A 19445-nucleotide genomic window follows, 5' to 3' on the forward strand; every position below is an offset into this window, starting at 1 on the left:
GGGCCGGGGCGGCCCTGGTCGGCCCGTCGGGGCCGAGGCTGATCGGCCGACGGTGGTCGGGGCGGGGCCCGGGCGGCCCGCCCGGTGCCGTCGTGGAGGCGGCTGGCTGGAAAGTGTGGGTGTGGACTGGTTGGGCCAGGGACGGTTCGGGCCAGAGGAGTGGGGTTCTCAAGGGGCTGAGCAGCGGCAAAGCTAGTGGTCGTCAGCGAGGGAGACCTCGGGGACAGGGCCGGGAGCACCTGGTGGACGTCGACCGCGGGACGTCCGGGTGACCGGAACAGCAGCCGTATCAGCAGCCGCCGTCAGTCGGCGATCCAGCATGGAAGGAACCCTCTCGTCATGCGTACCGGACTTCTTCGGGCCGCCGCGGTCATCGCCCTGACCATCGGCATCACCTCCGTCGCCCCGATGGCCTCGGCCGTTCCGTTGGAGCGGACCTCCTCGCAGGCCGCAGCAGGGGACTTCGCCGCCGGCTGATTGCCTTCTCCTCTTCTTCTCTTCTTCTCTTCTCCTCTCTTTTCTTCTTCCTCGTCTTTCGACGGTTCTCGGGACCGCTGTGCCTGCAGGGCAGCTGTCCGGCCCACCGTCCGTCCTCACCTCCTTCCGCCTCCGGTCGAGCGTGCCCTTCTGACTGCGCGCACCGGCTCCCGGACCTCGGCGGACCCCCTGAACTCACCGCAACACGAACCGGAGTACACCCATGCCTCGCGCCGCCCGCACCCCCCGCCGTACCGCCGTCGCGGTCCTGCTCGCCGTCGCCGCCTCCAGCGCCGGGGTCGTCGCCCTGAACTCGGCCGCCAGTGCCGCACCGGCCCCCGTCACGGCCGTCGCCGAGCCGGTCGCCGAGACCGGCGCCGATCCCGACTTCGGCAGCACCGGGCAGGGCGCCGAGGCGCCCGTCGCCTCCGAAATGCGGGGCTTCGCCTACTCGGCGGCCTCGTCGAAGATATCCCGCAGCACCGTCATCGAGCGGGCCCGGAGCTGGGTCGGTATCGGCCTCGACTACGACTGGGGCGGCCGCTACGGCGGCTACCGCACCGACTGCTCCGGCTTCGTGTCGATGGCCTGGGACCTGGACTCCTCGCTCACCACCGACACCTTCGAGCCGCGCGGTGTCGTCCACTCCATCAGCAAGTCCGAGCTCAAGGCGGGCGACGCCCTCCTCGACAACGACGGCGGCTCGGGCGGCCACGTCGTCCTGTTCGAGAAGTGGGCCAACAGCGACCACAGCAAGTACTGGGGCTTCGACTTCACCCCCTCGGGCGTGCACCACCGCATCTACGACTACCCGTACTACCCGGGCTACGGCCCGTACGCCCCGGTCCGCTACAAGAACATCGTCGACGACACCGACACCACCCCGCCGCAGCCCTCGGCCGGTATGACGGACCTGGTCGCCGCCAACATCAACGGCGACGGCGTCGACGACGTGGTCGGGGTGGAGGCGTCCACCGGCAAGCTGTGGCTGTACAAGGGCAACACGAACGGCACCATCGCCGGCGGTTCCGCCCGGGTCGAGATCGGCACCGGCGGCTGGAACGGGATGTCCAACCTGGCCGCCGCCGACTTCAACGGCGACGGCAAGGACGACATCGTCGCCACCCAGGAGTCCACCGGGAAGCTGTACCTGTACCCGGGCACCGGGTCGGGCCTGGCCCCCCGCAAGGAGATCGGCTCCGGCGGCTGGAACGGCATGCACGACCTCATCGGCGGCGACTTCAACGGCGACGGCAAGGCCGACGTCGTCGGGGTGGAGGCGTCCACCGGCAAGCTGTGGCTCTACAAGGGCAACGGCGCCGGCGCCATCAGCGGCGGCAGCACCCGGGTGCTGATCGGCACCGGCGGCTGGAACGGCATGCACGACCTGGTCGGCATGGACGTCAACAACGACGGCAAGACGGACGTGGTCGGCGCCGAGACCTCCAGCGGCAAGCTCTTCTTCTACAAGAGCAACGGCGCCGGGCTGGACGCCCGCAAGGAGATCGGCTCGGCCGGCTGGAACGGCATGAACGACCTGATCGGCGGCGACTTCACCTCCAACGGCTACGACGACCTGGTCGGCGTGGAGAAGTCCACCGGCAAGCTCTACCTCTACCCCGGCACGGGGTCCGGTCTGGGAGACCGCAAGGAGATCGGCTCGGGCGGCTGGTAGGCCCCCCTCCCCCTCGCCCCATCGCCAATCCCTCCTTCTTTCTCTGCTCCCTTTCCTTCTTTCTCCTTCTTCCTCTTCTTCTCGGCACCGCCGTGCCGGTTTGGACCTGTCATCATGATCAAGAAGTTCATGTCGAAGCGCGTACGGATCGCCACCGGTCTGCTCTGCGCCACGATCGCCGCCACCACCCTGTCCATCAGCGGCGCCAACGCCGAGGACATCGCCGACGACTACCACGGCGACATGGACGTGCTGACCGTCGAGGAGATGGGCCTGCCGACGGAGTACGCCGCGACGCCGATGGCCGCGTTCGCCTCCAGCGACCGGCCGAAGTTCCAGATGCCGTTCAAGTGCGGTGAGACCTGGCGCGGTTCGTCCCGCTCGGGCCACAGCCCGTCGGCGTACGCCATCGACTGGACCGACGGCGGTGACACCCTCAACCGTCCCGTGCTGGCCAGCGCCGGCGGTACGGCGCACGTCAAGGACGTGGGCAACCGCAGCTACGGCAAGTTCGTCGTGATCGACCACGGCGACGGCTGGAGCACGCTCTACGCCCACCTCAACGGCTTCAAGGTCCGCGACGGGCAGAGGGTGGACGCCGGCGACCAGATCGGCATCGTGGGCAGCACCGGCAACTCCACCGGCGCTCACCTGCACTACGAGCAGCGCCACTACGGCACCGACGAGCGGACCGCCTTCAACGGCACCGCCTTCTACCCGACCAAGACGCTGACCAGCAAGAACTGTGACGCGCCGACCCCGGACCCGAAGCCCGAGGGCCCCGGTGGCGGCACGGGCGGCGCCGGCACCGGCATGACCGACCTGGCCTCGGCCGACCTCAACGGCGACGGCGTGCTCGACGTGGTGGGTGTGGAGGCGTCCACCGGCAAGCTGTGGCTGTACAAGGGCAACGCGAACGGCACCATCGCCCCCGGCTCCGGCCGCGTCCTGATCGGTACGGCCGGCTGGAACGGCATGTCGAACCTGGTCGGCGGTGACTTCACCAAGGACGGCAAGGACGACATCGTCGCGGTGGAGGAGTCCACCGGAAAGCTGTGGCTGTACAAGGGCAACGACAACGCGACCATCGCGGGCGGCTCCGACCGCATCCTGATCGGTACGGGCGGCTGGAACGGCATGGCCGAGCTGACCGCGCTCAACCTCAACGGTGACGGTGTCGCCGACCTCGCGGCGGTGGAGAAGTCCACGGGCAAGCTGTACCTGTACCCGGGCACCGGCTCGGGCCTGGGTGCCCGCAAGGAGATCGGCTCGGGCGGCTGGAACGGCATGTCCAACCTGACGGGCATGGACCTCAACAACAGCGGCCGCCAGGACCTGGTCGCGGTGGAGAAGTCCACCGGCAAGCTCTACATGTACCCCGGCGACAAGGGGTACCTGAGCCCGCGCATCGAGATCGGCTCGGGCGGCTGGAACGGGATGTCCGATCTGATCGGCGGCGACCTGCTGAACACCAGCGCCTCCGACGACCTGGTGGCCGTGCAGAACTCGACCGGCAAGCTGTACCTGTACCCGGGCACCGGGTCGGGTCTGGGCGCCCGCAAGGAGATCGGCGCGGGCGGCTGGTAGTCGCCGGCCGGCGGCCCTGCTGAGCACCGCCGAGGCGGGCAGGTCCTTCGGGACCGGCCCGCTCCTTCCGTTTCCGTTTCCGTTCACGTTTCCGTTCACGTTTCCGTGCCCGTTCTCCGTCCCGTTCTCCGTCCCGTTCTCCGTCCTGTTCCGGTTCGTGTTCCGGGTCTTGCCCCGGCTTCGGTTTAACCCTCTCCGATGGGTTCCTTAAGCGGGCCTCAAGATCTGGGGCCGGGGTCGTGACCAGGCGGTTTGTCCGGTTCCGGATCGCTAGCGTGCTGCTCCGTCCCCCATCCCCGCACCGATGAGGCAGGCAGCGCACCCATGACCGGTAACCCCTCTTCACACCGCCGTACGTCCGGCCGCCGCAAGGCGAAGGCGGCCGCCGCGCTGGGGCTGACGGTGGCCGTCGCCGGCGCCGCGGTCGCGCTCACCGGCACCGCCCAGGCGGCCTCCGTGGGCGCCGCGTTCACGCGGTCCAGCAGCTGGTCGACCGGGTACACCGGCCAGTACGTCATCACCAACACCAGCGACCGGGCACTGACGGACTGGACCCTGGAGTTCGACCTCCCGGCCGGGACCACGCTGTCGTCTCTGTGGAACGGCGAGAAGACGGTCAGCGGCAACCACGTCACCGTCAGGCCGCCGAGCTGGGCGGGCGGCGGGCTGGCCGCGGGCGCCTCCGCGACCGTCGGTTTCGTCACGGCGGCGCAGGGCGGCTCCCCCGGCAACCCGACCGGCTGTCTGATCAACAAGGTGAAGTGCTCCGTGTCCACCGACCCGGCGCCGCAGCCCAGCGGGCGGCCGACGACGACCCCGACGACCGCACCCACGCCCACGCCCACCGCCACCGCGACCGCCACCGCGTCGCCCGAGCCGACGGCTCCGGTGACCCCGGCCCCCACCCCGACCGCCACGGCCACGCGGCCCTCGGCGGGCACCGGGTTCGCGCCGTACGTGGACACCTCGCTCTACCCGACGTACGACCTGCTGGCGACGGCCGAGAAGACCGGGGTGAAGGAGTTCAACCTGGCCTTCGTCACCTCCGGCGGCGGCTGCAACCCGCTGTGGGGCGGGACGACGGCGCTCGGCGCGGACCGGGTGGCGTCCCAGATCCCCGCGCTGCGCGCCAAGGGCGGCGACGTCCGGGTCTCCTTCGGCGGCGCGGCCGGCTCGGAACTCGCCCTGGCCTGTTCCTCGGCGGCCGAGCTCGCGGCCGCGTACGGCAAGGTCGTCGACGCGTACGGGCTGACCAAGGCCGACTTCGACATCGAGGGCGCGGCCCTGCCGGACACCGCCGCCAACACGCGGCGCGCGCAGGCGATCGCCCTGCTCCAGCAGAAGCACCCGGGGCTGGACGTCTCCTTCACCCTGCCCGTGATGCCCGAGGGCCTGACCCAGCCGGGGGTCGACCTGCTGGCCGACGCCAAGCGCAACGGCGTGCGCGTCTCGGCCGTCAACGTCATGGCGATGGACTACGGCCCGGCGTACAGCGGCGACATGGGCGGCTACGCCGTCCAGGCGGCGACGGCCACCCAGGCGCAGGTCAAGGGCGTCCTCGGGCTGTCCGACGCGGCGGCGTGGAAGGCGGTCGCGGTCACACCGATGATCGGCGTCAACGACGTGGCCGCCGAGATCTTCACGGTCGAGGACGCCACGCAGCTCGCGGAGTTCGCCCGGAGCAAGGGCCTGGCGTGGCTGGCGATGTGGTCGGGGGCGCGTGACCAGCAGTGCCCGGGCGGCGCCAAGAACTACGCCGACGCCACGTGTTCGTCGATCGTGCAGGCGCCCCTGGCGTTCACCAAGGCCTTTGCCGGACGGTCGTAGCCGCCAGGAGCGCCAGTGACCGCTCCACCGCTCCACCGCCCGCCCTCCGATTCGCCCGCACCGCATTCCGGCAGCTCCGCCCACCGCTGCCGGGGTGCGGTGCGGGCGTCGTGGGGGCGGTCGGTGGCTCCAGAGGCGCTCCAGCGGGGCGCGTCATCGTGGGGGAAGTGGCTGGGAGGTGGGCGGGTGAAGGTGGTGTGTTTCGCGCATGCCGGGGCCGGAGTGTCGGCCTTTCACCGGTGGCCCGAGCTCGTCGGGCCCGGCGTGGACGTCGTGCCGTGGCTGCTGCCCGGGCGGGACCGGCGGCGGCGGGAGCCGCGGGTGGTCGGGCGGGACGGGCTGCTGCGGGAGCTGCGCGGGGTCGCCGACGTGGTCCGGGACGAGCCGTACGCGCTCTACGGGCACAGCCTCGGCGGGCTGGTCGCGTTCACCCTCGCCCGGGCCGCCGCCGAGGTCGGGCTGACGCCGCCCCTGCTGCTCGGCGTGGGGGCGCTGCCGCCGCCCGACGGGGTGGCCGCCCTCGTGGGCGGTGCCGGCCTGGACGACGCCGCACTGGTCGGGCTGCTGGCCCGGTTCGGGGCCGTGCCCGAGGGGGTGCGGGCCGGGGACGTGTGGCACCGGTCCGTGCTGCCCGTGCTCCGGGACGACCTGCGGCTCGCCGCCGCCCTGCGCGGGGCGGCCGCAGGGCCGGTGGGCGTGCCGTTGCTCGCCGTCGCCGGGCGGGAGGATCCGCTCGGGCGGCCGGAGGCCGTGGCCGGGTGGGGTCGGTGGACCTCGGACCGGTTCGTGCGCCGGACGGTGCCCGGCGGGCACTTCTTCGTACGGGACGCGGCGCTGCCCCGGATGGTGGGGCGGGCCGTGCGGGTCGTGGCGCGGTGCGCGCGGTGACGCCGCGGCGGGTCGTGGTCACGGGCCTGGGGGCGGTCGCGCCCGGCGGGGTCGGGGTCAAGGAGTTCTGGGCGCTGCTGACCTCCGGACGGACCGCGACCCGCGCCGTCACCCGCTTCGACGCCACGGGCTTCCGCTCCCGGGTGGCCGGCGAGGTGGACTTCGACCCCGTGGCGTGCGGGGTGCCGGACGGGGTGGACCGGGTCGCGCAGTTCGCGCTGGCCTGCTCCGCCGAGGCCCTCGCCGACGCCGGGCTGCCGGCGCTGCCGGGGCCGCGCGGCGGGGTGTGCTTCGGGACCGCGCTGGGCTCGGCCTCGGCGATGGACGCCGAGTACCGCAGGCTCAGCGGGGGCGGCGGCCGGTGGCTGGTCGACCGGGGGCCCGCCCGGCAGCTGTGCGACTGGTTCACCCCGGCCTCGGTCGCCGCCGAACTGGCCCGCAGCGCCCGCGCCGAGGGCCCGGTGTCGGTGGTGTCCACCGGGTGCACGGCCGGGATGGACGCGGTCGGGCACGCGGTGGAGCTGATCCGCGAGGGCAGCGCCGAGGTGATGCTCGCCGGCGCCGGCGAGGCGCCGCTCAGCCCGATCACCGCAGCCTGCTTCGACGCGGTCAAGGCGACCTCCCGGCACAACGACACGCCCGGCACGGCCTCCCGGCCCTTCGACCGGACCCGGGCCGGGTTCGTCCTCGCCGAGGGCGCCGCCGTCCTCGTGCTGGAGGAGTACGAGCGGGCCCGGCGCCGCGGGGCGCACGCCTACGCCGAGATCGTGGGGTTCGGCGCCACCAACAACGCCTACCACATGACCGGACTGCGCACCGACGGCGCCGAGATGGGCGAGGCCATCCGGATCGCCCTGCGCGAGGCCGGGCTCGCGCCCGGCGCCGTCGACCACGTCAACGCGCACGGCTCGGGCACCAAGCAGAACGACGTCCACGAGACCGCGGCGCTGAAACGGGCGCTCGGCGCGCACGCCCACCGGGTGCCGGTCAGCGCCATCAAGTCGATGATCGGGCACTCGCTGGGGGCCGTCGGCGCCCTGGAGACCGTGGCCTCGGCGCTGGCCATCGAGCACAACACGGTGCCGCCCACCGCCAACCTGCACGAGCCGGACCCGGCCTGCGACCTCGACTACACGCCGCTGACCGCCCGGGAGCACCGCACCGACGTGGTGCTGACCGTCGGCAGCGGCTTCGGCGGCTTCCACAGCGCGATGGTGCTGGCCCGGCCGCCGCAGCACGTGTTCCCCACCGCGAAGGAGGCCCGATGACCGCGACCGTCGTGACCGGGATCGGGGTGGCCGCCCCCAACGGGCTGGGCACCGCCGCCTGGTGGCGGGCCGTGCTGCGCGGCGAGAGCGGCATCCGTCCCGTGACCCGCTTCGACGCCTCCGGCTACCCGTCCCGGCTGGCCGGCGAGGTGCCCGGCTTCGTCGACGAGGACCACGTGCCCTCGCGGCTGCTGCCGCAGACCGACCGGGTGACCCGGTTGTCGCTGGCCGCCGCCAAGGAGGCCCTCGACGACGCCGAGGTGGACCCGGCGGACCTGCCCGAGTACGGCGCCGGGGTGGTCACCGCGGCCTCGTCGGGCGGCTTCGAGTTCGGCCAGCGCGAGCTGCAGGCCCTGTGGAGCCAGGGCAGCCAGTACGTCAGCGCGTACCAGTCCTTCGCCTGGTTCTACGCCGTCAACAGCGGCCAGATCTCCATCCGGCACGGCCTGCGCGGCGCCAGCGGGGTGCTGGTCAGCGAGCAGGCGGGCGGCCTCGACGCGGTCGCCCAGGGGCGCCGCCACCTGCGCAAGGGGGCCCGCCTGGTGGTGGCCGGGGGCCTGGAGTCGGCGCTGTGCCCGTGGGGCTGGGCGGCGCACCTGGCCGGCGGGGCGATGACCACCCGCCAGGACCCCCGCTCGGCGTACCTGCCGTTCGACGAACGCGCCGACGGCCATGTGGTCGGCGAGGGCGGGGCGCTGCTGGTGCTGGAGGAGGCCGCCTCGGCGCGGGCGCGCGGGGCGCGCCGCATCTACGGCACCATCGCCGGGCAGGCCTCGACCTTCGACGCGGACCCGGCCGCGCCCCGGCTGCGGGCCGCCGCCGAACAGGCCCTGGCCGAGGCCGGGATCGGGCCGGCCTACGTGGACGTGGTCCTCGCCGACGCGGCCGGCGAGCGGGCGGCCGACCGGGCGGAGGCCGAGGCGCTGGCGGGGCTGTTCGGGCCGCGCGGGGTGCCGGTGACCGCGCCCAAGACGATGACCGGCCGGCTCTCGGCGGGCGGGGCCTCGCTGGACCTGGCGGCCGCCCTGCTGGCGCTGCGCGACCAGGTGATCCCGCCGACCACCGGGACCGTACGGCCGGCCGCCGACTGCCCGCTGGACCTGGTGACCGGCGCGCCGCGGCGGGCCCGGCTGCGGACGGCGCTGGTGCTGGCGCGCGGGCGGGGCGGCTTCAACGCGGCGGCCGTCGTCCGGGCGGCCTGAGGTGACGACCACGACGACCACGGAAGGACACGGACATGGGCAACCCCGACGACCCGGCGCAGGGTCGGCTGGAACTGGCCGACCTGGCGCGGCTGCTGAGCGAGTGCGCCGGTGACAGCGAGGGCATCGACATGACGGACCCGGCGGTGCTGGACCAGGACTGGATGGACCTGAACTACGACTCCATCTCCCTCATCCAGACCACCAGCCGGATCGAACGCGACTACGCCGTCCAGCTCGACGAGGAGGAACTCGGCGACGCGGACACCCCGCGGCGCTACCTGGACATGGTCAACTCCGCGCTGTCGGCGCGCGCGGGGGTCTGAGCCGTGCCGGAGGCCACCGGCGGTGCGCGCGGCGCCGCCGCCCGTGTCACCGGGGACGCGGCCCGTGTCACCGGGGACGCGGCGGCGGACAGGGTCCTCGACGCCGACGTCTGTGTGGTCGGGGCCGGGCCCGGCGGGCTGGCGCTGACGCTGATGCTGCTGCGCTCCGGGATGCGGGTGGCCCTGGCGGAGAAGTCCGTACGGCTGCGCCGGGAGTTCCACGGGGAGATCCTGCAGCCCGGCGGGCAGCGGATCCTCGACGAGCTGGGGGTGCTCGCCCCGGCCCGGGCGCGCGGGAGCCGCGTCCTGGAACGCTTCCAGGTGTGCGAGCGCGGGCGGACCCTGCTCGACATCGACTACCGCCGCCTGGGCGGCCCCTACGACCACCTCCTCGCGCTCCCGCAGCCGCACCTGCTGGCCGAGCTGCTGCGGGCGTGCCGGGCGCTGCCCGGGTTCACGTACCTGGAGGGCCACCGCATCGTCGCGCTCACGCAGCGGCGGCCGGGCGGCGGACCGTACACGGGGGCGGTGCTGCGCGGCCCGGACGGCGGGCGGACGGCGGTGCGGGCGCGGGTGGTGGTCGGGGCGGACGGGCGGTTCTCCCGGACCCGGGCGCTGGCCGGGATCGGGGCCGGGCGGTCGGAGTCGTTCGCGCAGGACGTGGTCTGGTGCGCGCTGGACGCCCCCGGCCGGGCCACCGGCGCGGTCCGGGTGCACCGGGCGGGCGGCAGCGCGGTCCTGGTCCACGACGCCCACGGGGACCGGCTGCGGATCGGCTGGACGCTGCCGCACGGCGGCTGGAGCGAGGCCGTGGCCCGCGGCATCGGCGCGATCCGCGAGGAGCTGGCCGCCGCCGTGCCGCACCTGGCCGACCTGGTACGGGCGCAGCTGAGCTCGCTGTCGCGGCTGAGCCTGCTCGACGTGTTCGCGGCCCACGCCACGCACTGGACCCGCGAGGGCCTGGCCCTGATCGGGGACGCGGCGCACACGCACGGCCCGATCGGCGCGCAAGGCATCAACCTGGCCCTGCAGGACGCGGCGGTGCTGCATCCGCTGCTGGTGCGGGGCCTGCCGCTGGAGCGCTACGCGGCCGAGCGGGCGCCGGTCGCGCAGCGGATCCACCGGATGCAGGTGGTGCAGGCCCGGGCCGTGCTGGGCCCCGCGGCCGGGCCGGTGGCCTCGTACCTGCGGGCGGGGGCGGCGTCGCTGGTGACGCGGACCCCGATCGGCGCGAAGCTGACGCGGACCATCGCGCAGGGCCCGGTCCCGGTCCCGGTCCGCACGGACCTCTTCGCGACGGCCGCGCTCACGTGACCGTCCCTCTCTGCTGACCGCGGCCCCTGCCCCTGCCCCTGGCCCGGCCCCGGCCAAGGTTCCGGCCGGGGCCGGGCCGGGGCGGGCTAGGAGGCCTGGCGGAGTTCGGCCGGGGCGGCGGTCTGCGCGGTGGCGTCCGCCGTGAAGACCACCTGGCCGCCCTGCCGGGCCGTGACGTGGACCTGGAGCCGGCCCGAGGTGTCCCAGGCGCGCGGGGCGAGGCGGGTCTCGATCCAGCAGGGCGCGTCCAGTTCGGCGTAGCGGAGGAACTCGGCGCTCATCCCGACCAGCCGGGCCTGCGCCGGGCGGGCGGCGGCGTGCGCGGCCTGGCGGGCGGCCTCCAGCAGCAGCATGCCCGGGGCGTGGTCGACCGGGTGGTCGAACAGCGTGGCGTGGCCCAGGTCGGCGCGCAGCAGGAACCGGTTCGGCCGGTCGCCCTCGGCGAGCACGACGTCGCGGGTCCGCTCGCGGCCCACCAGGTGCGGGGCCAGCGGCTCGGGCAGCGTCGAGAGCCGGGTGCGCAGGTCGTCCAGGTCGCCGTAGGGGCCGCGCAGGCGCTCGTAGACGGCGGGCGGGTGGTTGCTGAAGGCGGCCTCGGCGCCGCCGAGCAGCCGGCCGTCGCGGACGAAGCCCACGTCCATGGTCAGGCCCGCCAGGCGGGTTCCGCGGCGGGTGATGTCGCTGCAGGAGAGGTGCAGTTCGAGCTCGGTCGGGGCGTCACCGACGTCGAGGACGGCGGGATCGACGGCGTGGGCGAACCGGTTCCAGATCTGCCGGTGGCCGAAAGGCGCCCCGTACGCGGCATGGCTGAGCAGGGGGATGGCCTGGCGGACGGTCTCGGCGAGGAGCAGCGGGTCGTGCCGCCCGTCGACGGTCGCGTAGAAGGCGTGGTCCCGCGGCCACTGGGCCGTCACGACGAAGAGATCCTGGCCCACGGCGCGCCAGCCGGTCAGCAGCACCTCGGAGTGGGCGGCCTTGTGCACGTACTCGCGGGCGACGGTCCGGGTCAGGACGGGCGCCGGGGTGGTGGTGCCGACAGACATGGTCACGACGTTGTTCCCCCGGGGACGTGGTGCGTGGATTGGCTGAATGGCGGTGCAACGGTGCAGCGGCCTCCGTAACATAGAGAATGTTCTGTTTTTTGTCGAGCGAGGGTGGGCTCGGCCGAGTGGTCGAGGGCCTTGGGGGGCACCATGATCGTCGTGAGCGGCGGGACCGGATTCGTCGGATCAGCGGTGGTACGGCAGTTGCGCGCGGACGGCGCGCAGGTCCGGCTGCTGTCCCGGGGGGAGGGGGTGGACCTCGGGGTCCCGCAGTCGTTGCGGGGGGCCTGCGAGGGAGCGCGGACGCTGCTGTCGCTGGCCTCGTACGTCGGCCCGGACGCGCAGCGGTGCCGGGCCGTCAACGACCGTGGCACCAGGGCGCTGATGTCCGAGGCGCGCCGGGCGGGCGTGCACCGGATCATCCACCTGTCCACGTGCGCGGTCTACGGCGCCGGGCCCCACCGGGGCCCGGAGGTCGGCGAGGTCCGGCCGGCGCCGGTCTCCCCCGCGAGCCGCAGCCGGCTGGCCGGGGAGTCCCCGGTGCTGGCCGCCGGCGGGACGGTGCTGCGGGCCGGGCTGGTCACCGGGGCCGGCGACCGCTGGGTGGTACCGGCCCTGGTGGACAGCTTCCGGCGGCTGCCGGGGAGCTGGGCCGGTGGGCGCGGGCTGACCTCGTACGTCGACGTGGGCGACCTGGCCCGCCTGGTCGCGGCCCTGGCGACCGGGCCGCGGGTCCTGCCGGCCGGGGTCCTGCACGTCAGCCACCCGGAGCCGGTCCGCAACGGTGAGCTGATGACCGCACTGGCCCGGCACGGCGTCCTCCCGCACGACCCGGCCGAGGGCGGGGACTTCGACTGGCAGGAGTGCCTGACGGGCCTCGCGCAGCGGCCGGGCTGGGTGAGCCCCCGCCAGTTCGCGCTGCTGGCCGACGACATGTGGTACCGCAGCGAGGCGGTCTGGCAGCTGGCGGGCGTCCGGCCGGGCCCGGGCCCGCTGCGCCGGCTGGCGGACGCGGTCCCGTGGTACCGCATCCGCGGCGGCGCCCACCCGGACGCCCCGGCCGGGACCGGGGCCCTGGCCGGCGCGGGGGCCGGGGCCGTGCCGGCCGCTGCCGCGGCGGCCGCGTACGGGGCGCGGCTGGTGGCGTAGGGGCGGGCGGCGGCGCGGCTACGCCGGGGTGACCGCCGCCAGGGCGGTGTTCCACGGGAAGGACTCCGGGGCGTCCGGGCCCGCCGGGCCCGGGGTGAAGCCGTGGTCGCCGTAGAGGACGTTCACCCCGGCGCCGCGCAGCACCGCGAGGCTCTGGTCGAACTGGGGGTGGGCGGCCAGGGCCGCGTTGGTGCAGGGCATCGTGACCACCGGGGTGCCCTTGCCCAGCGCCTCGGCGGCCACGCCGACGACGAAGCGGTCGGTCAGGCCCAGGGCCCAGGCGTTGACGGAGGTGAAGGTCGCGGGGGCGAAGAGGATCGCGTCGGCCGCCGGCCACACGTCGGGCTCGCCGGGCATCTTGTACTGCCAGCGGACCGGGTGCCCGGTCAGCGCGGCCAGTCCGTCCAGGCTCCCCGCCACCCAGTGCGCCGCCGTCGGGCTCAGTCCCAGGCACACGTCCCAGCCGCGCGCCTGCGCGTCCTCGATCACGTGGGCCACGTCGAAGACCGGCGGGGCGGCGGAGCAGAGCAGGTAGAGAGTGCTTGTCATGACCACCATGTGATCATACTCCTTTACCTGAACCTTACTTGAGGTTGCAGGATGGGCGCCATGACCGACGCATCCACGGCGCACGGCGCCGACACCACCGTCCCCTCCGCCGCCGGTACCGCGGCCGGTACCGCAGTCGGCACCGCCGCCGACATCGCCGCCCTCCACCAGGTCGTCGCCGAGGTCGAGAAGGCGCAGCGGGCCAAGGACCCCGACGCGTTCCTCGCCCTCTTCCACCCCGACGCCCTGTGGACCACCACCCACGGCAAGGTCCTCGTGGGCCTCGACGCCGTCTCCGCGTTCACCCGGCAGGTGCTGCCGGCCGCCTCCTGGACCGGCCAGGTCACCTACGAGGCCGCCCACATCCAGTTCCTGCGCCCCGACGTGGCCGCCGTCAAGGTCCGGCAGGTCTACCACGCGCCCGAGGGCAGCTCCGACGAGGACTCCGAGGGCACGCCGCTGTACGTGATGACCAAGCAGGACGACGGCCGCTGGCTGCTGACCGTGGGCCAGAACACGCAGGTGCGGCAGCAGGAGGGCTGAGGGGACGTCGAGCGGTCCTCCGGCGCGTCTCGAGTGCCCCCGCGGACGGTGGGAACACCCCGCGTCCCCAGGAGGGCAGAGCCGTGCCGGTCTTCCCCTACCCCCCGCTGCCGCTCGACGGGCTGCTGCGACGCGCCGCGCGCCGGGACCCGGACGGGGTGGCGGTCCGCCACGCCGACGGCCGCCCCCCGGTCACCTTCGCCGAGCTCGACGAGCAGGCCGACCGGGTCGCCGCACACCTGGAGCGGGAGCTCGGGCGGCGCGGGGCCCGGATCGGGGTCGGCAACGTGCTGGACGCCTCCTTCGCCGCCGCCTACTACGGGACCGCCCGCAGCGGGAACACCGCCGTCCTGGTGAACCCGCTGCTCAAGGAGGCCGGGCTGGCGCACGTGTGCGCCGCGGCCGCCGTCGAGCTGGCGTTCGTACCGGCCGCCACCGGGCGGCTGCTGGACGCGCTCGCCGGGCAACTGCCCGCGCTGCGCCGCACCGTGGTCACCACCGGCGGCGGGCAGGAATGGCAGGAGCTGCTGGCCGGTGCGCCGCGGCCGACGGCCGGGGCCGGGCAGGCCGCCGGGGCCGGGGCGGGCGGGGCCGGGCTGGACGAGGTCGTCTGCATCCAGTTCACCACCGGCACCACCGGCAGGCCGCGCGGGGTGCGCCTGACCCACCGCAACCTCGTCGCGAACGCCGCCCAGACCGCCGCCGCCCACGAGCTGGACCGTGAGTCGGTCACGCTCAACCATCTGCCGCTCTACCACGTCATGCACCTCAACTCCGCCGTCTTCGCCGGGGCCTGCCAGGTGCTGTGCACCGACCCCGACCCGCTGGCCTCGCTCGCCGTGGCCGCGCGGGAGGGCGTCAGCCACTACTACGGGCTGCCCGCCCGGCTGCACCGGCTGGCCGCGCAGCTCCACGACGCCGACGAGGTGAGCATCGAGGGGGTGCCCGCCGGGCCGCGGCTGGCCGCCGTGCTCTCCGGGGGGACCGCCCTCGACCCCGGCGCCGCGCGCGTCCTGCGCCGCCGGCTCGGCGTCCCCGTCGTCCAGGGCTACGGGATGGCGGAGCTGTCACCGCTCAGCCACTGCCAGCGCCCCGGCGCGGCCCCCGCCTACGACGAGCTCGGCGAGAGCGACCGGCCGCGCAGCACCGCCGTCGGCCCGGCCGTGCCCGGGACCGAGTGCCGGATCGTGCACCTGGACACCCGGCGCCCGCTGCCCCCGTACACGCCCGGCGAGGTGCAGGTGCGCGGGCCGCAGCTGATGGCCGGCTACCTGGACTGCCTGGGCCCGTCCAAGGTCGGGTACGGGGGCTGGTTCTCCACCGGCGACGTCGGCTACGTCAACGGCGGGGGCGAGCTGTTCCTCGTCGACCGGCTCGGTGACGTGTTCAAGTACGACAACGAGCTGGTCTCGCCGACCGCCGTCGAGGCCGTGGTCGCCGCCGACGAACGGGTCGCCGACTGCGTCGTCGCGGGCTGGCCCGACCCCGTCCACGGGGCCGTGGTGTGGACCGGGATCGTGCTGCGCGATCCCGTCCAGCCGGGGCTGCTGGACGTGGTGGACTCCATCGTGGAACGGGCCAACGAGCGGCTCGCGCCCTTCGAGCAGATCCGCCGGGTCGAGGTCCTCGACGCCGTGCCGCGCACGCCGGTGGGCAAGCCGGCCCGGCGTGGGCTGGCGATGAGCATCCGGACCCGCGCGGCGGTGGAGACCGTGCCCGTCCCGGCTCCTGCTGCCACTGCCGCCGGCGCCGGGACTCCCCCTGCGGCTCCCGTTCCCGTTCCCGTTGCTCTTCCTCTTCCTCTTCCTCCTCCTCTTTCGCTTCCGCTTCCGCTCGCTGCCGTTCCTGGCGCTCTTCCCGATCCCGTTCCTTCTACCTCCGGGAGTTCCCCGTGGTGACCTTCGTCAACAAGCTGACCGTGCACGGTGACATCGAGGAGTTCCTGGCCGCCAAGGAGAAGATCTCCGCCTTCATGAGCGCCCAGCCCGGCCACATCGCCCACCGCACGCTGAACTCCCTTGGTGAGCCCCACGTCTTCATCGAGATCGCCGAGTGGCTCGACGCCGCCTCCCACCGGGCCGCCGTGACCAGCGAGACCTTCCGCGAGCTGGTCGGACCGCTGGCCGCGCTGGCCACGCCCGAGCCGGGGCTGTTCCGGACCGTGGAGGAGGGGCCCTGGCGGACGCCCGAAGGCGTCGCGCGGCGGTCCGCCGCGCAGGAGCCGGCACATGCGGCCTGAGCGGGCCGCCGCCGCGGGCCGCGGGGCGCAGGTCCTGGTCGTCGGGGCCGGCCCGGTCGGGCTCACCGCCGCGCACGAGCTGGCGCGGCGGGGCGTGGCCGTCCGGCTGGTCGACGCCGCCGTACGGCCGGGCACGACCAGCCGGGCCGTGGCCGTGCACCCGCGCACCCTGGAGACCTTCGACCAGATGGGCCTGGTCGGTCCGGTCCTGCGGGCCGGCCGGCCGAACCGGGCCTTCACCATGTACGCCGGCGGGCGGCGGCTGGTGCGGCTGGAGGCCGACTACGCGACCATGCCGACCTGTTACCCCTACACCGTCATCATCGAGCAGACCCGAACCGAGGAGCTGCTGCGCGAGGCCGTCGCACGGCTCGGTGTCGCGGTGGAGTGGGGGGTGCGGCTCGTGTCGTTCACCCAGGACGCGGACCGGGTGCACGCGCGGCTGGCCCACCCGGACGGGCGGACCGAGGACGTCACCGTGCCCTGGCTGGTCGGCTGCGACGGGGGGCACAGCACCGTCCGCAAGACCCTCGGGCTGCCGCTGCTCGGCGAGTCGAGCGAGACCTGGGAACTGGCCGACGCGCCGGTGTCCGTGGACCTGCCGCAGGACACCATCTACTGGGTCCACACCGGCGGCCAGGCCCTGATGATGGTGCCCTACCGCAAGGAGGGCCACTGGCGGCTGCTCGACACCGCGCCGGCCGGGCCGGGGGCGGACCCGCGTCCGGTGGCCGAGCGGTTCTCCGCCAAGCTGTCGGCCGGGCTGGGGCGCGCGGTCAGGGTCGGACAGCCGTCCTGGACCTCGGTGTTCACCTTCCAGCAGCGGATGGTGCCACGGATGCACGAGGGCCGGGTGTTCGTCGCGGGCGACGCCGCGCACGTGCACAGCCCGGCCTCCGGGCAGGGCATGAACACCGGCGTGCAGGAGGCGTACAACCTGGCGTGGAAGCTGGCCATGGTCGCCCGGGGCCGCTCCGGCGCCGCACTGCTCGACACCTACGGCGAGGAGCGGGTGCCGGTGGGGCGGGAACTGCTGGGCTCGACCCGGCAGGCGACGTTCCTCGTGCAGTTCAAGAACGCGCTCGCGGGAGTGGCCCTGCCGGTGGTGATGGGCGTCGTACGCCACACCGGGCCGCTGCGGCGGGCCGTCCAGCGCAAGGTGCTCGGCGGGATGTCGGGGCTGCGGCTGGGGTACGCCGGCAGCTCCCTGAGCCCGGCCGCCCCGGAGGGCGCGGGGCCGCGCTCCGGCCCGCGGCCCGGGTCCCGGGCGGCCGTGGCGGCCGCGCGGTTCCCCGGGGATCCCGGGACCACCGCCTTCGCCGCCGAACTGCGCGACGTGCGCTGGTCACTGCTGTACGTGCCCGAGGGCACCGGCGAGGCCGCCGAGACGGCCCGCGCCGCACACGCCCGGTACGCGGACTGGCTGTCGGTCCGGACGGTCCAGGGCGGCCGGCCGGTGGCGCCCGCGGGCCCGCGGCGCCGGCCGCCCCGGCCGCTGGCCGACCCCCGGGGCAGGCTGCGTGAGGCGCTGGGGCTGGCCGCGGGCGGCTGGGTGCTGGTGCGCCCCGACGGCTATGTCGCCGCCTGCGGGCCGGACCTGACGCAGGCCGCCCTGGACCGGGCGCTGGCGCCGCTGGCGCTGCGGCCCCACCCGGCTTCCGGCGCGCCCCGAGTGGACCGCGTCATCGTCGGGACGTCGACGCGAGTGAGGGAGGGCGCCCGATGACAGCAGGGACGGCGAGGACGGGGGCGGGCAGGGCACCGGAGCGGCCGGTGGCCCTGGTCACCGGGGCGACCAGCGGCATCGGGCTGGCGATCGCCCGGGACCTGGGGGCGCGCGGGCACCGGGTGTTCCTGTGCGCGCGCACCGCGTCGGCCGTCAAGCAGACCGTCGAGGACCTGCGCGCCGAGGGGCTGACCGTCGAGGGCGCGGCCGCCGACGTACGCGACCGGGGCGCGGTCGCGGCGCTGGTCGCGGCGGCCGTGGAGACCTACGGCGGCACCGTGGACATCCTGGTCAACAACGCGGGCCGCAGCGGCGGCGGGGCCACCGCCGACATCACCGACGAGCTGTGGCACGAGGTCATCGACACCAATCTCAACAGCGTGTTCCTGCTGACGCGGGAGGTCCTCAACCACGGCGGGCTGAGCCGGGCCCCCTGGGGCCGGATCATCAACATCGCCTCCACCGCCGGCAAGCAGGGCGTGCTGCTGGGCGCCCCGTACTCGGCGTCCAAGCACGCCGTGGTCGGCTTCACCAAGGCCCTCGGCAAGGAGCTGGCGCCGACCGGGGTCACCGTGAACGCGGTCTGCCCCGGCTACGTCGAGACGCCGATGGCGGCGCGGGTGCGCAGCGGGTACGCGGCGGCGTGGGACACCACGGAGGAGTACGTCCAGGAACAGTTCGAGGCCAAGATCCCGCTGGGGCGCTACTCGACCCCCGAGGAGGTCGCCGGGCTGGTCGGGTACCTGACCACCGATCTGGCGGCGTCGATCACGGCGCAGGCGCTCAACGTGTGCGGCGGGCTGGGGAACTTCTGATGCCGGGGCCGGCGTTCGCGTCGGCGTCGCCGATGCCCCCGCCGGGCGCTGCCGCGGGGCCGGTGGAGGCGGAGGTCGCCGCGCCCGCGGGGATCGTCTACGGACTCCTCGCGGACGCGGCGCGCCGGCCGCTGTACTTCCCCTCGGCGGTGCACGTGGAGCGCCTCGGCAGCGACGGCGTCCGCGACGAACTGCTGGTGTGGTCCCGGCCGGCGGGCCCGCCCGGGTCCGGGGACGGGATCGTCCTGGTGAGCGAGCGGCGGGAGCTGGACGCGGCCCGCCGCCGCGTCGGGTGCGCGGCCGGGACCTGGCAGGTCGAGGCCTGCGCCGCCGACCGGTCCCGGCTCACCCTGACCGGCGGCCGGGCCGGCGCCTGGGAGGACGTACGGGAGCTCCTGGCGCTCGCCGCGCACTGGGAGCGGCTCGACGACGTCATGCTCACCTTCGAGGACGTGGCCGAGGTGGCCGCCCCGCCCGCCGTGACCTACGCCTGCTTCGCGGACCGCGTGGCCGGGCGGTGGCCGTACCGGGTGCTCCTGCCCGCGAGCGGGCGGATCGTCGGCAAACGCCCCCAGCCGCCGGACGGCCCGCTCGCCGCGCACACCGGCTGCTGGCGGGTCGACGCCGACGGCCTGGCCCGCGTACGCCACAGCGTGGTGCTGCGCCCGGCCGCCCTGCGGGCGCTGCCCGGGGCCCCGGCCGACCTCGGCGCCGCCCGCCGGATCGTCCGCGAGGCCCTGGGCCGGCAGAGCCGGCACCTCCTGGCCGCCGTCCGCCGCGCGGCGCAGGAGGCCGCCGGGCCGCGGTCCTGACCGCG

18 protein-coding genes are annotated in these 19445 nt (G+C 74.9%); 16 read left to right on the forward strand and 2 right to left on the reverse strand.

The window, feature by feature from the left end; genetic code table 11:
- Positions 1-339: 339 nt before the first annotated feature.
- From EF918_RS36735 to EF918_RS03805, 9 genes are all read left to right on the forward strand, one after another.
- Entirely contained in the window at positions 340-477 is a 138-nt protein-coding gene (locus EF918_RS36735) for a hypothetical protein (protein ID WP_185921584.1), read from the forward strand.
- Between the two features lie 223 nt (positions 478-700).
- A complete protein-coding gene (locus tag EF918_RS03770; RefSeq protein WP_125640577.1) occupies positions 701-2152 on the forward strand; it encodes an FG-GAP-like repeat-containing protein in 1452 nt (483 codons plus the stop codon).
- A gap of 114 nt (positions 2153-2266) precedes the next feature.
- The gene (locus EF918_RS03775; RefSeq protein WP_125640580.1) at positions 2267-3739 is read left to right on the forward strand and encodes a VCBS repeat domain-containing M23 family metallopeptidase; all 1473 of its coding nucleotides are present in this window, start codon (positions 2267-2269) and stop codon (positions 3737-3739) included.
- Positions 3740-4063: 324 nt separating this feature from the next.
- Positions 4064-5566: a cellulose binding domain-containing protein gene (locus tag EF918_RS03780; protein WP_125640583.1), complete on the forward strand. Its 1503-nt coding sequence runs from the start codon at positions 4064-4066 to the stop codon at positions 5564-5566.
- Between the two features lie 195 nt (positions 5567-5761).
- Positions 5762-6454, forward strand: a complete 693-nt coding sequence (locus EF918_RS03785) for a thioesterase II family protein (protein ID WP_260609748.1) — start codon at positions 5762-5764, stop codon at positions 6452-6454.
- Complete coding sequence (locus tag EF918_RS03790; RefSeq protein ID WP_125640586.1) at positions 6451-7722, forward strand: beta-ketoacyl synthase; 1272 nt, start codon at positions 6451-6453, stop codon at positions 7720-7722. Before EF918_RS03785 ends, EF918_RS03790 begins: the two co-directional genes overlap by 4 nt.
- Positions 7719-8924: a ketosynthase chain-length factor gene (locus EF918_RS03795; RefSeq protein ID WP_125640589.1), complete on the forward strand. Its 1206-nt coding sequence runs from the start codon at positions 7719-7721 to the stop codon at positions 8922-8924. Before EF918_RS03790 ends, EF918_RS03795 begins: the two co-directional genes overlap by 4 nt.
- 35 nt (positions 8925-8959) lie before the next feature.
- The gene (locus EF918_RS03800) at positions 8960-9250 is read left to right on the forward strand and encodes an acyl carrier protein (protein ID WP_125640592.1); all 291 of its coding nucleotides are present in this window, start codon (positions 8960-8962) and stop codon (positions 9248-9250) included.
- A gap of 3 nt (positions 9251-9253) precedes the next feature.
- Positions 9254-10564: an FAD-dependent monooxygenase gene (locus EF918_RS03805; protein ID WP_125640595.1), complete on the forward strand. Its 1311-nt coding sequence runs from the start codon at positions 9254-9256 to the stop codon at positions 10562-10564.
- 86 nt (positions 10565-10650) lie between these two features.
- On the opposite strand, the gene EF918_RS03810 is transcribed toward EF918_RS03805, so the two are convergent.
- Complete coding sequence (locus EF918_RS03810; protein WP_125640598.1) at positions 10651-11607, reverse strand: ScbA/BarX family gamma-butyrolactone biosynthesis protein; 957 nt, start codon at positions 11605-11607, stop codon at positions 10651-10653.
- Between the two features lie 150 nt (positions 11608-11757).
- Between EF918_RS03810 and EF918_RS03815 the strand changes: the two genes are divergently transcribed.
- On the forward strand, positions 11758-12756 hold the full coding sequence (locus EF918_RS03815) for an NAD(P)-dependent oxidoreductase (protein WP_125640601.1): 999 nt from the start codon (positions 11758-11760) through the stop codon (positions 12754-12756).
- 18 nt (positions 12757-12774) lie between these two features.
- Here the strand turns inward: EF918_RS03815 and EF918_RS03820 are convergent, their stop codons facing one another.
- Positions 12775-13305, reverse strand: a complete 531-nt coding sequence (locus EF918_RS03820) for a flavoprotein (RefSeq protein ID WP_125640604.1) — start codon at positions 13303-13305, stop codon at positions 12775-12777.
- Positions 13306-13365: 60 nt separating this feature from the next.
- On the opposite strand from EF918_RS03820, the gene EF918_RS03825 reads away from it, so the two are divergent.
- The 6 genes from EF918_RS03825 (at position 13366) to EF918_RS03850 (ending at position 19440) form a co-directional block, all read left to right on the forward strand.
- Complete coding sequence (locus tag EF918_RS03825) at positions 13366-13848, forward strand: SgcJ/EcaC family oxidoreductase (protein ID WP_125640607.1); 483 nt, start codon at positions 13366-13368, stop codon at positions 13846-13848.
- Between the two features lie 83 nt (positions 13849-13931).
- Entirely contained in the window at positions 13932-15746 is a 1815-nt protein-coding gene (locus EF918_RS03830) for a class I adenylate-forming enzyme family protein (protein WP_125640611.1), read from the forward strand.
- Entirely contained in the window at positions 15740-16087 is a 348-nt protein-coding gene (locus EF918_RS03835; RefSeq protein WP_125640614.1) for an antibiotic biosynthesis monooxygenase, read from the forward strand. The genes EF918_RS03830 and EF918_RS03835 overlap by 7 nt, the downstream gene beginning before the upstream one ends.
- Positions 16077-17813, forward strand: coding sequence for an FAD-dependent oxidoreductase (locus EF918_RS03840; RefSeq protein WP_125640617.1), 1737 nt, complete (start codon positions 16077-16079; stop codon positions 17811-17813). The genes EF918_RS03835 and EF918_RS03840 overlap by 11 nt, the downstream gene beginning before the upstream one ends.
- Positions 17810-18628 (forward strand): 3-oxoacyl-ACP reductase FabG, encoded by an 819-nt coding sequence (gene fabG / locus EF918_RS03845; RefSeq protein WP_125640620.1) that lies wholly within the window; start codon positions 17810-17812, stop codon positions 18626-18628. Before EF918_RS03840 ends, fabG begins: the two co-directional genes overlap by 4 nt.
- On the forward strand, positions 18628-19440 hold the full coding sequence (locus tag EF918_RS03850) for a hypothetical protein (RefSeq protein ID WP_125640623.1): 813 nt from the start codon (positions 18628-18630) through the stop codon (positions 19438-19440). Before fabG ends, EF918_RS03850 begins: the two co-directional genes overlap by 1 nt.
- Positions 19441-19445 lie beyond the last annotated feature (5 nt).

This window comes from Streptomyces sp. WAC06614 (genome assembly GCF_003949795.1).
Lineage (GTDB): Bacteria > Actinomycetota > Actinomycetes > Streptomycetales > Streptomycetaceae > Streptomyces.

Coding starts and splice junctions, on each gene's coding strand:
- EF918_RS36735 (WP_185921584.1), top strand. CDS start 340: ATGCGTACCGGACTTCTTCGGGCCGCCGCGGTCATCGCCCTGACCATC.
- EF918_RS03770 (WP_125640577.1), top strand. CDS start 701: ATGCCTCGCGCCGCCCGCACCCCCCGCCGTACCGCCGTCGCGGTCCTG.
- EF918_RS03775 (WP_125640580.1), top strand. CDS start 2,267: ATGATCAAGAAGTTCATGTCGAAGCGCGTACGGATCGCCACCGGTCTG.
- EF918_RS03780 (WP_125640583.1), top strand. CDS start 4,064: ATGACCGGTAACCCCTCTTCACACCGCCGTACGTCCGGCCGCCGCAAG.
- EF918_RS03795 (WP_125640589.1), top strand. CDS start 7,719: ATGACCGCGACCGTCGTGACCGGGATCGGGGTGGCCGCCCCCAACGGG.
- EF918_RS03800 (WP_125640592.1), top strand. CDS start 8,960: ATGGGCAACCCCGACGACCCGGCGCAGGGTCGGCTGGAACTGGCCGAC.
- EF918_RS03810 (WP_125640598.1), bottom strand. CDS start 11,607: ATGTCTGTCGGCACCACCACCCCGGCGCCCGTCCTGACCCGGACCGTC.
- EF918_RS03815 (WP_125640601.1), top strand. CDS start 11,758: ATGATCGTCGTGAGCGGCGGGACCGGATTCGTCGGATCAGCGGTGGTA.
- EF918_RS03820 (WP_125640604.1), bottom strand. CDS start 13,305: ATGACAAGCACTCTCTACCTGCTCTGCTCCGCCGCCCCGCCGGTCTTC.
- EF918_RS03825 (WP_125640607.1), top strand. CDS start 13,366: ATGACCGACGCATCCACGGCGCACGGCGCCGACACCACCGTCCCCTCC.
- EF918_RS03840 (WP_125640617.1), top strand. CDS start 16,077: ATGCGGCCTGAGCGGGCCGCCGCCGCGGGCCGCGGGGCGCAGGTCCTG.
- fabG (WP_125640620.1), top strand. CDS start 17,810: ATGACAGCAGGGACGGCGAGGACGGGGGCGGGCAGGGCACCGGAGCGG.
- EF918_RS03850 (WP_125640623.1), top strand. CDS start 18,628: ATGCCGGGGCCGGCGTTCGCGTCGGCGTCGCCGATGCCCCCGCCGGGC.